Raw genomic sequence first — 16,437 nt, forward strand, 5'->3', positions numbered from 1 at the left:
TCGGCCGCGTTGGCGAAACCGACATCGAAGCGGAGGGGAATGAAGGATGAGAAGTATAGAAATAGTATTGGTGCTATGCGGGGTGCTGCAGCTGCTGACGCTGATGTTCCGTACACGGAAGGCCTCCAGAGCAGCCGGGCTGATCGGCGCCGCGGGTGCGGGGGCATTGGCGGCTCACCTGATTTTTGAGGGTTACAGATGGCAGATGGCTATCCCTTATGCGTTGACCTTGACCGGCATCCTGATCGTTATCCTTGGACGCTCGCAAGGGGAGAACGGCAGGAAGGTCTGGAAGGCGCTCCGCTTCCTTGGTTACGGGACGGGCTGCCTTCTATTGGTCGGATCCGCACTGCTGGCATCTGCGATGCCTGTTCTTCGGATGCCCGAGCCGGAGGGGGCGTATGCAGTCGGTACGGAGACCTTTCACCTCGTTGACGGGGAACGCGAGGAGACATTCACGGAGGAGCCAGACGATAAACGCGAGCTGATGGTTCAGATCTGGTATCCGGCGCAGCTGGCCCATCCCGAGGGCAACCGAGTTTCGTTATTCCCGGAGGATCGGCAGCTGTTCAAGGCATATGCCAAGGCGTACGCAGCGGAAATGAACCTGCCTGCCTTCTTGCTGGATTACTGGAAGTACTTCCAGACGAACTCGTATAGTCGGACGCCGATTGATTCCTCGGGCAAGCCTTTCCCACTCGTGCTGATCAGTCATGGGGAGGGGACCGGCCGGCTGCTGCATGTCTCGCAAGCGGAAAATTTGGCCAGCCATGGCTACATCGTCGTCGCAGTCGACCATACGTACAGCACTCTGGCCACCGCTTTTCCAGATGGCCGGGTGAGCGGATATACGGTCCGCAACGGCGGGACGGTCGAAGATGTTTTTGACCGGGCCGAACGGGTCGGCGCCGTATGGACGCAAGACATTGCATATGTCATCCGAAGCTTGGAGAAAATGGACGACGGCGATTTCGGAGGCGGATTCCAGGGGAGGATCGACATGGAACGGATCGGCATGTTAGGTCATTCGTTTGGAGGGGCGACGGCATTCCGGGCGGTAAACGACATTCCGAATATCCGCGCAGGCATCAATATGGACGGTACGCTATATGGAATTCAGGATCGGGATGGTATGAATAAACCGTTCCTTTTCCTGGAATCGGAGGATTTTCTGACTTGGAAAACAAAGCTCGAGCAGGGAGAGGTCACCGATCCCGCGATTCTGAAGCGTCTCTCGGCCGAACTGGCAACGATCGACCGCGCGGTTAACCATGGTGGGACGATGATCGCCGTGGAGGGAGCAAGCCATTACAACTTTACGGATCTGCAGCTCTTTACGGAGATGCTCGACCTGACCGGCATGACCGGCCCGATCAAGGGAAATCGCGGGGCCCGCTTGGTCAATGACTATGTGCTGGATTTCTTCGATAAGCATCTAAAGGGAACGGGCAACGGGGAACTGCTGAAAGGACCGAGCCCGCAGTACCCGGAGGCGAAATTCCCGTGAACTTGTTGGAATAGAGCGTGATTGCAGACGGATGTCATTTTCAGGAAGGTGTACTTCATCAAGCGAAATCGTCCTATTTCGAAAGGAATAATGATTGTTGAAACCCACTTCCAACGGATGTGGGTTATCTTTTTATACCGATTATTGAACGAATTACCCCCTGAAGTCGACAAAATTTGACGAATCATTATAAAAGCTATACATAAGGAGTGTATCCCGATCGTGAATAATTACAAACGTTTCGTTCAAAATCAATTCGAAAAAGCGAAGGCTACCGCTTCCGAATTCATCTCTTCAAAAAGCAAAGTACAAGAAGAAGGCACTATAGAACTTAATCCGCAATATTATGTTGAGCTGAAAGCAATCGCCGATATACAGCATACGACCGTGCAAGCGATCGTTAATGGAATCATTGTCCAACACCTGTCAAGCGCCCCATACGAATCAACCCCTATCTCAGTGGATCAAAAGGAAGATAACCCGCTTCTATATTTAGATGGTATTTGCAAACTAGTGGATTAAGGAGTGCTGACATATGGATAACCACTTGAACATCCAAGATAAAATTTTTCTGGATGGAACAGCTTTAGCCGCTTTAATGAACCCGGAAGACCCCCGCTATGGGAAAGCCCGTTCCCTGTTTCTGGATTTGCATGATCTTGAACGTAATTTCGTTACGACCAACTCCATTATATTTGATCTGCACGAATGGCTTCGTAATGAATACAGCTATCGGCAGGCGGAATATTTTCTGAATGCAATTGATAAGGCAGTGAGTAACGGCAAGCTCGCGGTCATCTCGAGCGGCCCCGAATTTGATCGGGAATCGCGCAGACTGCTTATAGACAGGCCCGAGCTCCATTTCTCTCTCAGCGAAGCATTCACTGCTGTGACCATGTCCTATTACCAGGTAAAACGCATTTTTTCTTTCAATCGCAATTACATGATGCTTGCCAATTTGGATAAGGATATTCGAATCATTCCATCCAATTAAAAGCCTTTAAACAAATACAGCCGGCCTCTTGAGAGGCCGGCTGTATTTGTTTCGTTTACACCCTCATCTCCTGTTATCCGTAGCAGCACCTGAATCATCCTTCACAACTATAAGTAACAAAGGTTAAGCTCAACAATTCGAAATCAAACTAGTTTAGCTTTGTAATGGCTGTTCACCAATGGGAGTAGATCCTTTATTATCGCAAACTAAGGTATTATTTTGAGAAAGGTGTCCGTTCGAGCCGTATTGCTTTGTTATATAAGTATAGAGGAAAGGAGGGGTTTGTATCGACAGTTCAATAATTGAAGAAAAAGTTCGATTAGTACAAACAGGACACACAGAGGCATTTTCAGTCATTGTGAGTAACTACCAACAACAATTGTTTGTTTACTGCTGTAGAATGCTCGGTAATGAGCAGGATGCTGAAGACGCCGTACAAGACATTTTCCTCAAGGCATTCAAATCGATTGCGAGCTATAAGCCGTCGGCCGGGTTCAATGCATGGATGTACAAAATATCGTATCATCATTGTTTGAATCTGGCTCATCGGCGCCGGTTATTCGGGAAACTAGTCAAATTCATAAGTAGACAGTCTTCCGTCGAGAGTGCGGAGCAATCCTATGAAAGGAACAGCTTCAGCGAACCGCTGTCTCGGGCGTTAGCCAGTCTTGAGTATGTAGAGCGAAATTTATTAATTCTGTACGTGTTTCACGAGAAAACGTATTCCGAAATCGGAGTGATTATAAATAAAAGCCCGGAATCCGTACGTAAGAAGCTGACACGAGTAAGGAAAAAGATAAAAGTGATGTTGAATAAGCGACAGGAGGAAGAGAAATGGGCACATTTACCACTGATCCAAACGAAGAGCTGATTAAATGTCATGCTTCGGAATATCCTTATCGAACCATCGATGTTACCTCTAGAGTGATGATAGAGATCGAATCGCTTCAGAAGAAAAGAAGAGTACGCAACCGTGCTCTTACGAGAATGGCTTCGATATCCGTCGCTGCGTTGTGCGTCATCCTTGCCTCGCTCACAGCTTACGCTGCAACTGGACAAATCAAGATTTTTTATGGCAAGGGGGATGTGATAGTCAAGACTACGGAGTCGTCGTCAGGTTTGCCGGTAAAATTGAATGAGTTACTGAATGAGTACGACAATCGTGTGGCAGCCGATCTAGAGCCTGGGGAACTGGCAGCATATTATATAGATAATGACTACATCAATTTTAAGAACGGCTATGACACTGTAAATCCGATTAAGAGTAAATATACGCCGATTGATTATCGGTCCTATGACGATTTCTTGAAAGAGCAGTTACGTACTTCGGCTCCTGTCCTGAAGCGTCCGTCTTATCTCCCTCAGGGCGTAAGCTTCTTGCACGGACAAGTATTCCCGTATTTCGGCGTCGATCGTACTGAATTTGAAGGGATCAAGGCAAGACTGATGGATCGTGCGTTCGCGTCACCCAATGAAGAGAAACTGTATATCGAAAAAGTGGAGTGGTCAAAGGCTTCTACTACGGTGGCTTACTACTCATATGAAACACAAGATGTGGATTTCAGCATTCAGGCGGCTTATGGACTAGGATTAAGTCTTTCCGAACCAAAGAATGGATCATCGGAGAAAATAATGCTCGAAGATACAGAAGCCATTTACACGCAGGATGAAGATATGGAATTCGGCGGTATAACCCTCGGATGGTATGACGAGAAACAGCAGACTTTTTACATTATTCATGCAAATGCAGATAGTGTGATAGAGAAACAAACCATCATAAAAATAGCCGAAAGCATGATTCCCTAGCGGCGGAGTGGTAACCTTTCAGATAATTCATTCAACGGGTACGTTAGTTCAACGAGTTCAAGCTACCTGATTACGAAAACCGGATTCCTTTGTAGAATAAAGGGTCCGGTTTTTTACGTAATGAATTGCTTAACGTACGGTGATTCCTAAATTCATCCAGAATTAACCAACTCCCTCAGGCCTCTTCTTTTGGTAGATTTGTTTTGTAATAGTGCTATGAGCACATTCATAGATTTTGGTAATATGGTAGATTTAGGGTAAAAAATAGTGGGAGTGAAGATTGAGTGAGACGACGCTTTATGGTTTTAGTTTGTGGATTTTTTCTGCTGACGCTACTTCTTCCCTTTCAGGCATCCGCCGCTGAGGCCGGTTCCGCGGTAATTCCGGTAGATAACGTGGAAGGAAGGATCTTGGATTTCGACGATACCCGAATCCTTTACAGGGGCACGGACACCAAGGTTCGGATCAAGAATCGCACGGATGGGACGCAAACCGTCATTTATAATGCTCCCAATAGGTATGTGAGCAAGTCGCTGCTGACACCTTCAGGTGCAGTGATTAATGTCTATACAGGCGAGGACTATGGCGAACTGTTCCTATGGTACTCCGGTCAACTTAAGGCTACGGGCATCGAAACCTTCTCGGGCTACGGCTCGCAGGATGCTACTGTCCGAACCAACGGAAAATATGCTTTCTCTGATTGGACAGCAGATCTGATCGACACCGAAACCGGGGAGATCCGCAATTTCGGAAGAGTGGGCAATGTCGCGCTGGCTGCGGACGGCAGCTTTGTCGCCGCTAATAACGAGGGAATCACCCTGTTTCAGCCCGATGGCACAAGCAGGCAGTTAATTAAAACCAGCCTCGAATATCCATCGCTCGCGTTTGACGGAAAGACCGTGCTGCTTAACACCAATAACCGCGATATATTGAAATATGCAGACGGTTCTCTCACGCAACTAAGTAAATCTACATCCTATGATGACAAAACGTGGCCGCATTATGATTTCGAGATCAATCAGGGCTGGATCGCCTACACGAAGCCCACACCGAGCGGACGTAGACAAATATTCTTGGAATCTCCTCAGGGAACTTTGACCCAAGTGACATATTTCAACGGAAACCCTAAAATCCGCGCTTTGAACGAACATGGGACTTTGGCGATAAGTTACAATAACGAACTGTATATGTACCATCCTGGAGATAAGGAACCGAAAAAACTTACGTCCATCAGTTATTACGATCTAGCTCCTTCTTATCACAACGGCACATGGTACCAAGCGGTCGAGGGTACTCTGTTCCGTCTAAACGATGCACCCGGGGACACTACCGCACCTCAGTGGCCTGCTGACGATGTGCTGACGGTTACCGATGTGACTTATAACAGCGTACGGCTGAATTGGCAGCCGGTCATGGATGAAACGGGTGTAGACAAGTACTTGCTATACCAAGATAATGCGCTGCTGGATACCCTGAACGGCGATGTGAGCAGCTATGAAGTGAAGGGGTTGTCTCCAAAGTCGTCGTACCTCTTCTCACTAGTCGCCGTCGATGCCGCCGGCAACCAAAGTGTGGAACAAGAAGTGACGGTCACTACTGCTGCATATGCGACTCCCGGATCTTTTCAGCTTTCCGATTCCAAAACTTATTCATACGGCGGATCCAATTATGAGTTTTTGTTATATTACGGGTACATTTCGTCCTCAGGACAAGAGTTGAGCGGATTTTGGAGCCCACCTGAAGGTTTCCATGGAGTTGTTAAGGTTTCCATGGGTTCCCCGGAAGGGGAAGATTATGACCTTAGTCTCGAGACCGTGGGCGAGGGTAACCGATTGCCGGAAGATACGACGTTACTTGCAAATGGTAGCGAGTACAGTGTTACCGAGGTACCCGGTGGTTACAGAGCGGAGTGGAGGGTTAAGGGACATACGGACAAAGATTATAGTCCGGATAAAAAGGTTTTCGTCTATGTGAGCATCAAATATGACAAACACTGAAGATATTGCTGTGTTTACGGAAACTTCAATTCAAATTGCGATCAAGAATTACTTGCGGCAGATGAAGAAGATCTTCTTACCTTTGTAAAAATAATAGCAACGAAAAAATAACAATGGACCGTCAGTTTATATAAACTGACGGTTTTTGATTTGTTTCTAATAGGTAACGAGCTGCATCCGCAGTTCCCTTTGATGGTGGACCGTAAGCTCGAGAAGGTTAAAAGTAGAATTTTATTATACAGAAAGTTTCCCCTAGAATTTGAATGGCATTTTTAGGTAAAATATAAGGCGGAAATAGCTGAAAGGTGGTAATTTCAGTATAGAAAGTCGTTGCAAGAATTTTGACTGGAGGAGATATTATAAATTATAACGAGGTTGTTAAAATCTGTGATGCATATTTACTTCCATTAGTATCAGAGTTGTACGGATTAGAAGGCTATGAAATCAAGCCGGTTAAGGCACATGACGGAGGGCGTAATGTCGTTTATACCTGTGAGAAAGAGGGCACCTATGCAAAAATACTTAGAATCGTCTTCTTAAATGACAGAAGCCGGGAAGATATTCTGGGTGAACTTGAGTATGTCAGGTATTTATTCGAGCATGGCGGAAGTGTTTCGGATGTAGTCAGCTCCCTAAAGGGAAATCTGCTGGAAGAGATAACTCATAATAATCATATCTTTTTTATCTGCTTGTTTAAAAAGGCCAAGGGAAAAATGCTTGTGGAAAATCATTATCGGTACCGAGAAGGTGCTCCAATTACCGAATATTATTATAACTGCGGTAAAGTCCTGGGGAAGCTGCACCAAATATCGAAAGGATATACTCCTGTCCATCGCCGGTATAGTTTTTATGATAAATACAATGCTGAATATATCGAAAAACTTATACCCGGCTCGTTATCTCTACTTAAGGAGAAGCTGGTACAACTTTGTAAAACCTTAGAAGAATTGGACAGGAACCGTGAGTCTTTCGGTATGATCCATTTTGATTACAATGATGGGAATTATTCGATAGATTTTGATAACGGGCAAATATCCGTTTATGATTTCGATAATTCTTGTTACTGTTGGTATATGTTTGACTTGGCCAGTCTCTGGACAAACGGAGTGGGCTGGATACAATTTGAACCAGATGCCGGTAAACGCAAAAAGTTTATGGATGATTATTTTAAAACAGCCCTCGAGGGATACAGATCTGAGACCAGGATCGAAGATTCAATGCTGGAAAAATTGCCCTTGTTTATCCAAGTAAACCTCATGGAGGGTATTGTAGATGCATTCGAGGCAATGCGGAACAACGGCGAAGAGCCGGAGTGTGATGAGTGGCTGTCGTATCGCATAAAATGCCTGGAAGACGATATCCCGTACATGGGATTTTTCCGTGATATATACTCGTGTGAACAACCCTTTGAGTATGAGGAACGAAATATTTAGTCTTTTTGCGGCAGCCTTTGATAATTTGAACAAATAACGCTTCGCAGATGCGCTTGAAGGCAAGCACTACGAACCTGAGGAGTCCGACATCAATATATTCAACGAGCAGGCTGTTGCAGTTCGACGCGATCAATCTCTTGAACAAACCATTCAGGCATGGGATCCCTCCTTTAGGCAGGTTGTAATGGTTGTAGAGGGGTTGCCGGAGTCCGCATTTGATCCATTTGGGGAATTCACCAGGTTGCTGGGGGACAGTGTTGACGGAGCGCTTGGAAACAATACTTATCAGCATTACGCAGAGCATCTTTTAACAATAATGACTTGGATTTCTAAGCTTCCAAGAGGATAATCCGGGTTTGGTTTTGTTAGGTATCAAAAAAAACGATTTGGGTATCCATGTGTATTTTTGATGTTAACCGCTTGTGGGGATAGTCCTGACAAACATGAAGATGTGCAAATTGCTGATCTGAAACAGAAATTTGGTGCCGATATTTTGAGAATCACGAATAAAGATCCTCAAATCGGAACGTTAGGTTAATGCCGCCAGGTGGCGGCTTCCGGCACTTCGACGGTTTTGAAGAAAGTTATATAAATCAATGATTTTTACAATAGATAGAACCTGAATGGCATGCTATTCTAATCCATGAATTACCAAGCAGATGATTTTGGAGGTGAAGATAGATCGAGGATTAAGGATGGAGAAACTTGAGGGAGAAAGGAAGGGTTATTGCAAAACAAGATGAAAGCGCTTTAAAAATCTGCTATTCGTTATTGAGGGAGGACAAATAATCAATGTATAGCCGCATCACAGATACTTTAAAAGAAATATGGAAAACATCCGGTCGAGTCCTGGTTGCTCTTCTCATTGCCGCGCTGCTGCTGCAGACAGTGGGGCCGGTTCCGGGCACGCCAGTGCTTGCGGCGGAGGAACCGAACGCGAACGGTTACCTGGATAAAATCATTTTCGGCAACTACGAATCTGAAAACGCACATAATTTTAAAGGCGATTTTACGAGCGTTATAACCGGTTTCTTAGGCGAGCCTGCCCGGGTCTCAAATCCGAAGGTTCCGGCTGCAGGGCAAGGCGGAGACTTGACGTTTACGATGAAGGTCGATCCGTCTCTCCGCAACTATCTGACCGTGAAGTTCTCGGGAGAAGAAAGCAGCTCGGGCTATACCAGCATGGTCAACATTAACGGCGAGCTGTTCGGTTTTTTCGCGTCCGGCGATTATGAACCCATTAACAAAGGCTGGACGCTGCCGAACCGCTTTTACTACAACACGATCATGCTTCCGCTAGAGTCGACGGCAGGGAAAGAAACCGTCGAGATTACGATTCAATCGTGGGGGAATAGCAGTTCCTCCTCAAGAGGCTATTACAATGCCTATACCCACACGCAAGCCTATATCAACGTGGATGGGGAAAAGCAGGGTTATAAATTTAAGGCCGATCAGAATCCGGATACGATGCTTCCTCCGGATTTGACGGATGAGGAGAAGCAGGCGAAAATCGACGGCTACACGCAAAGCAATATTAACCTCTTTAACAGTTTAACCGCTAAAGTGGATGCAGGTGCGGGCGGTAAAATGTCGATCATCCGTTATCAGGACGAATTGAAATTTTACGCGAGTGCTTTGAAATACAGCTGGTCCCCGGTGAAGACGCCGGAGGAGAAAAAGGCGGCGCTTCAGCGCATTTTCAAAACGATCGACAACCATGTCAAGGATTATTACGGCAATACGAGACTGCTGCTTCGGGGAGGACACCAGGGTGACTGGGGCGGCTACTACGGCGCGCTCGGCGAAGCGATGTACATCGTAGAGAACCTGATTAAAGACAATTCGATCTATGGGGAAGCGGCGTTCAATGCCTATTTGGATGAGCAGTTCGTCACCGGAACGTTGGAAGGGGAGTTTTCCCTGGCAGGCGTCGACTGGAACGGCGGTGAGCTGACGCGCCGTGAAGCATGGGAGCGGGTTCTGAAGGCCAATTTCGACTTTGCCCGTACAAGGCTTTCTTATATCTACAATCAGGTGCTGTATACGTATGAAGGCGCGTGGGAAGCTCACGAAGGTCTGCGACTTATCGGATCGGAATTTTTTGAAGGCAAGGAGCGCAGCCATCAAATCCTGTTGGAATCGCTCGGGATAAGACCGTTCCTCGGCGAAGAAGTGCTGGTCGGTCCGAGCGGCGAACAATTGGATTTGTATCATTCCCTGTTCTATCATGACGCGCAGGCGCAGTTTACGGACGATTTTGTCCATATTGTCGGCAAAGGGCTTGCCAAGAGCAAGCTGGACGCGGAAGGCAATGTGGTCAGACGGCTGCCGTACGGCAAGCACTACACCGGTTTAACGGAGGCAGGGCTTACAAGGGAAAACGGCTATGTCGCCAATTATGGCGAGGCGGCAAACTATGTGCTGAATTATTACTATAAAACCTTGAACCACGCCGGAGACGAGGTAATCAATGACGAAATCCTGAAAGCGGCATTGAAGTCGATTCACGCTCGCGGATTTACTCGTCATTCGTCTTTGGATGGCGACGGAAAACGAGTGATGAGAGCGGAACAAGTCACGGATGAGCGAAACTCGGGTCTCACCGGTTTCCCTGCTTATGGCGCGAGAATGGGTACGGGAATGGGGATGCAGTATGCGTCCCTGGAAATGACAATGGCCCAAAACGAGCAAAGATACAGCGGTCCGGAGTGGGACAAGTACTGGCAGTATGCGAAGGAAGCGGTCGGTTTTGTGCAGCAGCAGCTTGCGGATCGCCAGTTCCTTCATGTTGACGATTTCGGGGGCAGGGGAACAAACAGTTCACCGAATTACCTGCTGTCGGAAACCTACAAATATGTCACGGCCGATCGGGCCAATTACAGCCGGTTTGGCGATAAGGTCATGACAGGAGCCGTGCTTCCGCAAACGGATTTAGATTCTTACAAACCCGAAGAAATCGCTGCCCTGGGCGTCAATCCGGACGACTACGAGAGGTTTGCGTGGGCGGACATCGACAATTTGTACGTATCGGTAAAAGACGGCGATTTCAGGATGTTCGGTGCGCTGTATTACCGCAATCGAGGTACGACTAGCAGCGGGCGTCTCCATGTGCTGAGCGACAATTATGATCGTATGGTTCAGATCGCCACCAATAACAGATTCCGTTACGAGGATTACTATATCCGTCCGGACAACATCGACTGGGATTTTCAGTCAGACAGGTCCGGCAACTGGGCCGGGGTACCGCAGGGGCTGACCGGCGAAGTTGCACCTGCTTCTTATCAGCCTGGTGTCGGAACCGTTAATCGCGACAACATGGAAGTGGACAATCCGTATTCCGGTTATCCGGAATTGCAGACTTCAAGGTACGGCAAATATTTCATGGTTTTCAACACGACTCGCGATGAATATGGGAATAAACAGACATTCGAGGTGGAATTACCTACCGACTTCTCGGGCAGTTTGGTACTCGACCTTGTATCGGGGACGAATATTCCGGTTGTGAACGGCAAAGTGACCGTAGCGCCGAAAACAGCGATGGTTCTTAAGTTGAATTCGGATTTCGAATTGGCTCAGAAGCCGCTGCACGTGGATTTTGTTCAAGCGCTTTCGGGCAACGGCTACGCTGGCGTCTCCTGGAAGACGACTTCCGGCGGACAAACCTATACGGTCAAACGTTCCGAAACGGAAGATGGAGCTTACGAAACGATCGCCAGCGGAGTTACAGGCAATTATTACAAAGATACAGCGGTACAGAACGGCAATGTCTACTATTACAAAGTCGCCGCCGTCAATGAGAACGGCTCAGGCTGGGATTCCTGGCGCGCGGAGGCCGACCTGACTGCATCGGCATCCGATGACGCTCAGTGGCGCAGCGACGCTCTAACCGGGACGACGGGCAGCGCGTCAATTGACGGTTCATCCGTCGTTATCAGCGGCGTCAACGGAACAGGCCTGGGTCAAGGCGATGATTATAATATCTATAACCGGGATATTAACGATTCGCTGCATTTCGTGAACCGGGTGGCTACCGGCAGCAGCACGATCAGTGCAAAGATTGAAGGCGCATCCGGGGAAGTAAGCGGCATCATGATGCGCGACCGGCTCACTGCAGACAAAGCCCGTTATATTTATTTCGGCGCGGATGAAAATGGCAATCTCGTCCTGCAGTCCCGTACGCGAGTTTCCTTCATTCAATGGTCGGGCGAGACGGCAAGTCCGAAAATAGTAAAGATTCAAGGCTACACCGCTGCGGAGTATCCTTACGTCAAACTGATGCGCGGGCATGACTCGCAGACCGTGTACGCTTTCGTATCCAAGGACGGAACGGCTTGGACGTATGTGGCGAAGATGCTTACCTTACTGCCTTTTGCCTATTATACCGGCGTCGTCGCATCCGATTCGGCGCAGTTCGGCAACGTTACGGTAACGGAAACGCCGCAAGGCGCGCTGAGTCCGTTCGTGGCGAAAGTACATGACCAAGCGACGCTTTATTGGAATAAACCGAAGCAAGCTTCGTGGTTTAATCTGTACCGCACCACGGATGCCGCAGCGGGCGAGACCGATCCGGAATTGAAGCCGGGTACGGCGGAGCCGGTGGATGGTTCGCCTTGGTCGCTTGTTCTGTCGGGAACGAGAGCGACTTCATATCAGGAAACGAATTTCAGGTCAGGCGGCGTCTACTATAAGATTTTGCCGATTCACGCAGACGGATCGGCGCAGCCGTTCTATTCCGCATCTGTTTCTGCGGATCCGATTGAAGTCGTGATGCAGAACGCAGAGAGCTTGCCGGCTTCGGTTTACACGAAGGCCAGCTTCTACCGGTTTCATCGAGAGCTTGACCGCATCAAGGCGGAAATGCTGAAGCCGGATGCCGACAAGGTGATGCTGATTAACGAAATCTATGATGCCCGGAATCTACTCGTTCCGTATACAACATCGCTTTATTCGTTCGAAGGGAATGCGAGGAATGCATTCGGCTCGCCCGGCGGCACCGTCACCGGATCGCCTGCTTATTCGGCCGGAAAGATCGGTCAGGCAATCGACCTAAGCGGCACGGAAAGCTATGTCACGCTTCCCCGGACACATAACCTGTCCACTGCCGATCAAATCACAGTTGCAACCTGGGTGAACTGGAATGGAAACAGCCAGTGGCAGCGTCTTTTCGACTTTGGCAACAACAGTAATCAATATATGTTCCTGACGCCGAAAACGGGCACGAATACGATGCGTTTCGCGATCAAGAACGGCACCGAACAATTTGTAGAAACCTCGCAGCTTCCTGCAGGTCAATGGGTGCATGTGGCGGTTACGCTGGGCAACGGTACGGCGAAGCTGTACGTGAACGGCGAACTGAAGGCTCAGAATAATAAGCTCACGATCAAACCGGGCGACTTCAAGCCAGGCAGCAACTATATCGGCAAGAGCCAATTTGCCGATCCGCTGTTTAGCGGCAAGATTGACGAATTCCGCATTTACACTTCCGTCTTGAGCGCTGATGAGATCAAAGCGATTTATACGAAAACGTCGGCGTGGTTTGACAATAGCTTACTCACGTTATTGCTGGATGAAGCTGCCGCGGCAGTCTCCGATCATTACACAGCCGAAAGTTATGAAGCCATGCAGGCGGCGGCTGAGAATGCGAAAACGGTTGCCGCAAGCGCCGTTGCGACTCAGGAGGATGTGGATACGGCTTCAGCCGACCTGCTCGAGGCGCTGAAAGGACTTCAATATGTTGCCGGATTGCCGGTGCTTGATCCTATTGGCAGCAAATCCGTCTTGGCCGGCGAGCGGCTTACGATTACGGTTAACGCCACGAATGCCTCTGAAATTGTATACGGGGCAACAGGGTTGCCTATGGGGGCAACGTTTAATGCGGATACCCGCACATTCGACTGGACGCCAAGCAAAGAACAAGGCGGCGTCTATACCGTAACCTTTACCGTAAAATCCGGAGAGCTATCATTTTCCCGTACGGTTAAGATCACCGTCATCGGACTGCCGGTTCTCGACCCGGATACGTCGGTAGAGCTGACGGCGAAACAGGCCCTCACCTATAAGGTGCCTGCATCCGATCCAACGGGTGAACCGCTTGTTTACAGCGCCGAGAATGTGCCTGCAGGCGCGGCACTCAATGCGGCGACCGGCGTATTCAGCTGGACGCCGAGCCAGGCGGATTATGGCAGCCACCCGATAACCTTTACGGTCAGCAACGGCAGGTTTGCCGTAAGCCAGACGGTGATCTTTACGGTGAAGCTGAATGTGCTTCCTTCAGCAGACTACACGAAAGGGAGCCACTACCTTTATCTGAAGGAAGTCGGTCGAATCGAAACGGACATGGCGAAACCGGACGCCGATAAGGCGCAGCTTGCCGCTCAGCTTGACCAGGCGGAAAAGTCGCTTGTTCCCGTGCCACTCTCGCTCTATGCGTTTGAAGGCAATGCGGACAATTCCTTCGGCTCGTCGGCATCCGGCGGTGCCGTATTGGGAACTCCGGTTTACACAGAAGGCAAGACCGGCCAAGCCATCAGCCTGGACGGCACTGACGACTATGTGCAGCTGCCGTCGACGCATACCCTGGCCGGCAATAATGAGATCACTCTGGCAGCGTGGGTTTATTGGAAGGGCGGCAACCAGTGGCAGCGAATCTTCGACTTCGGCAATAATACGAATCAATACCTGTTCCTGACGCCGAGATCGGGTAACAATACGCTGCGTTTCGCGATCAAGAACGGCAGCGGCGAACAGATGGTGCAAACGTCGCAGTTGGCGGTTAATCAATGGGTTCATGTGGCGGTAACCCTGGGCGAAAATACGGCGAAGCTGTATGTGAACGGGGAATTGAAGGCGACGAATAGCAGCGTCACGATCAAGCCGAGCGATTTCAAGCCGAGCGTCAATTACATCGGCAAGAGCCAATGGCCGGATCCGCTGCTGAACGGCTTAATCGACGAATTCCGCGTTTACAATTACGTCCTAAGCGCGGACGAGATTAAAGCCGCCATCAACAACACGGCGAAGGTCTGGATTGATAAGACGTTAATTCTGATGCTGCTGGAAGAAACGGCAGCCATTAATGCCGAGCATTTTACGGCGGAAAGCATTGCGGCGCTTCAGGCGGAGGTTTCGGCGGCACAAGCGGCGTACGACAATGCCGATGCAGCCCAGGTCGAGATCGATGCGGCGGCCGCAAATCTGTTGAAAGCATTGGAAGGACTGGAGCTCAAGATTACGGCTTCGCTCGATCCGTCCGCACCGAACGGCCTGAACGGATGGTATACGACGCCCGTAACCGTGACGTTGTCGGCCTATGGGAATGTGCAGATCAGCGTTGACGGCGGAAGCAGCTGGAGCGCTTATGACGCGCCTGTTACCGTAGGCCGTGAAGGGCAGAACCAAATGCTTTATCGTCCTGTAACGGTAACCGAATCGGTTTATCCGAAATCGGTAGATGTCAAAATCGATTTGACTGCTCCTCAGGTGGCTGTCATCGGGGAAACGTCCTATACGATTGATCAAACGGTCAACATCACGTGCAGTGCGGTTGACATCGTATCCGGCGTGACCTACTCGCCATGCGACGCCACGCTAGTGGACGTCAAGGCGTATACGCTTGAGCCGGGTCTTCATAAGGTGACGGCGGAAGCGGATGACGCCGCGGGACACCGCGGATCGGCCGAACATTCGTACAGCGTAGTGGCGACGTTCGATAGCCTGTCCGCACTGACCGGCACTTTCGCGGCCGAGACAGGCGCGGCGGGTGCGCAGCAAGTCGTAGCATCGCTTCAGCAGAAGCTGGCGGCTGCTGAAGCGAAAGCCGCCGAAAAGAAAGGCGCCGAAGCCCGCAAGTTGTTGCAAGCATATATCACGGAAGTGAACAAGCAGAGCGCCAAAGTGTTCACGGCCGAGCAGGCGGCGGTGCTCGTCCGATGGGCGCAGTGGCTGCACGATGTGACGCCGCTTGCCGGTGGGGCACCGGGTAAACCGGTGCTGTCCGACAACAACGGGCATGACACGAGCCTGAAGGACGGCAGTTATACCGTCACGATGAACCTGTGGTGGGGAAACAACGGCACCGAATTCAAGCTGTACGAAAACGGCAAGCTGATCTCCACGCAGAAGCTCACGGACAACTCGCCGCAGGCGCAAACCGTGAAGACCGATATTACAGGCAAAGCGAACGGAGCGTACACGTACACCTGTGAGCTGACGAATGTCTTCGGCTCCACGAAATGCGACCCTCTTGTCGTCACCGTCACCGACGCCGCGCCGGGTAAACCGGTCTTGTCCCATAACGACTGGGACGGCGACGGCAGCTACGACGTCACGATGAACATGTGGTGGGGAACGAACGGTTCCGAATACCGCCTGTACGAGAACGGCGTATTGATAGACACGAAGCCGATGACAGAAGCGACGCCGAACGCCCAGGAGGCATTAACGAATATTTCCGGCAGGGCGCCGGGCGTATACGAGTACCGCGCTGTATTGATCAATGCTGCGGGCGAGACGAGCAGCGAGACGATCACCATTACCGTAAAACAGCAAGAAGGTTGATCAACACAGACAACCGGTAAAGAAACATAGTCGGAAGTCCCCAATCGAATCCCGCTTTGGAGATTGGGGGCTTCTCTTTTTTAACGATCAGGTAGGAGTATATACGTTGACATATCGCGAAACAACGATATAATAATAATCATG

The 16,437-nt window shown here is 49.7% G+C and carries 7 protein-coding genes and 2 pseudogenes; all 9 read left to right on the forward strand.

From position 1 onward, the window contains the following. Positions 1-46: 46 nt before the first annotated feature. Positions 47-1,507, forward strand: coding sequence for an alpha/beta hydrolase family protein (locus tag J2T14_RS12950; protein WP_307471364.1), 1,461 nt, complete (start codon positions 47-49; stop codon positions 1,505-1,507). 222 nt (positions 1,508-1,729) lie between these two features. Beyond that, a complete protein-coding gene (locus tag J2T14_RS12955) occupies positions 1,730-2,029 on the forward strand; it encodes a hypothetical protein (RefSeq protein WP_307202466.1) in 300 nt (99 codons plus the stop codon). Between the two features lie 13 nt (positions 2,030-2,042). Next, a complete protein-coding gene (locus J2T14_RS12960; RefSeq protein WP_307202463.1) occupies positions 2,043-2,501 on the forward strand; it encodes a type II toxin-antitoxin system VapC family toxin in 459 nt (152 codons plus the stop codon). 301 nt (positions 2,502-2,802) lie between these two features. Further along, complete coding sequence (locus J2T14_RS12965; RefSeq protein WP_307471949.1) at positions 2,803-3,372, forward strand: RNA polymerase sigma factor; 570 nt, start codon at positions 2,803-2,805, stop codon at positions 3,370-3,372. Continuing rightward, on the forward strand, positions 3,336-4,307 hold the full coding sequence (locus J2T14_RS12970) for a DUF4367 domain-containing protein (RefSeq protein WP_307471366.1): 972 nt from the start codon (positions 3,336-3,338) through the stop codon (positions 4,305-4,307). Before J2T14_RS12965 ends, J2T14_RS12970 begins: the two co-directional genes overlap by 37 nt. Positions 4,308-4,591: 284 nt before the next feature. Then, complete coding sequence (locus J2T14_RS12975; protein WP_307471368.1) at positions 4,592-6,304, forward strand: fibronectin type III domain-containing protein; 1,713 nt, start codon at positions 4,592-4,594, stop codon at positions 6,302-6,304. A gap of 341 nt (positions 6,305-6,645) precedes the next feature. Next, positions 6,646-7,737: a phosphotransferase enzyme family protein gene (locus J2T14_RS12980; protein ID WP_373458146.1), complete on the forward strand. Its 1,092-nt coding sequence runs from the start codon at positions 6,646-6,648 to the stop codon at positions 7,735-7,737. Between the two features lie 4,884 nt (positions 7,738-12,621). Next, positions 12,622-14,721 (forward strand): annotated as a pseudogene (locus tag J2T14_RS30895) (LamG-like jellyroll fold domain-containing protein); the annotation flags it as partial. 972 nt (positions 14,722-15,693) lie between these two features. Continuing rightward, positions 15,694-16,293, forward strand: a pseudogene (locus tag J2T14_RS30900) (chitinase N-terminal domain-containing protein); the annotation flags it as partial. Positions 16,294-16,437: the final 144 nt, after the last annotated feature.

The sequence above is a fragment of the Paenibacillus harenae genome (assembly GCF_030812415.1).
Classification (GTDB): Bacteria; Bacillota; Bacilli; order Paenibacillales; family Paenibacillaceae; genus Pristimantibacillus; species Pristimantibacillus harenae_A.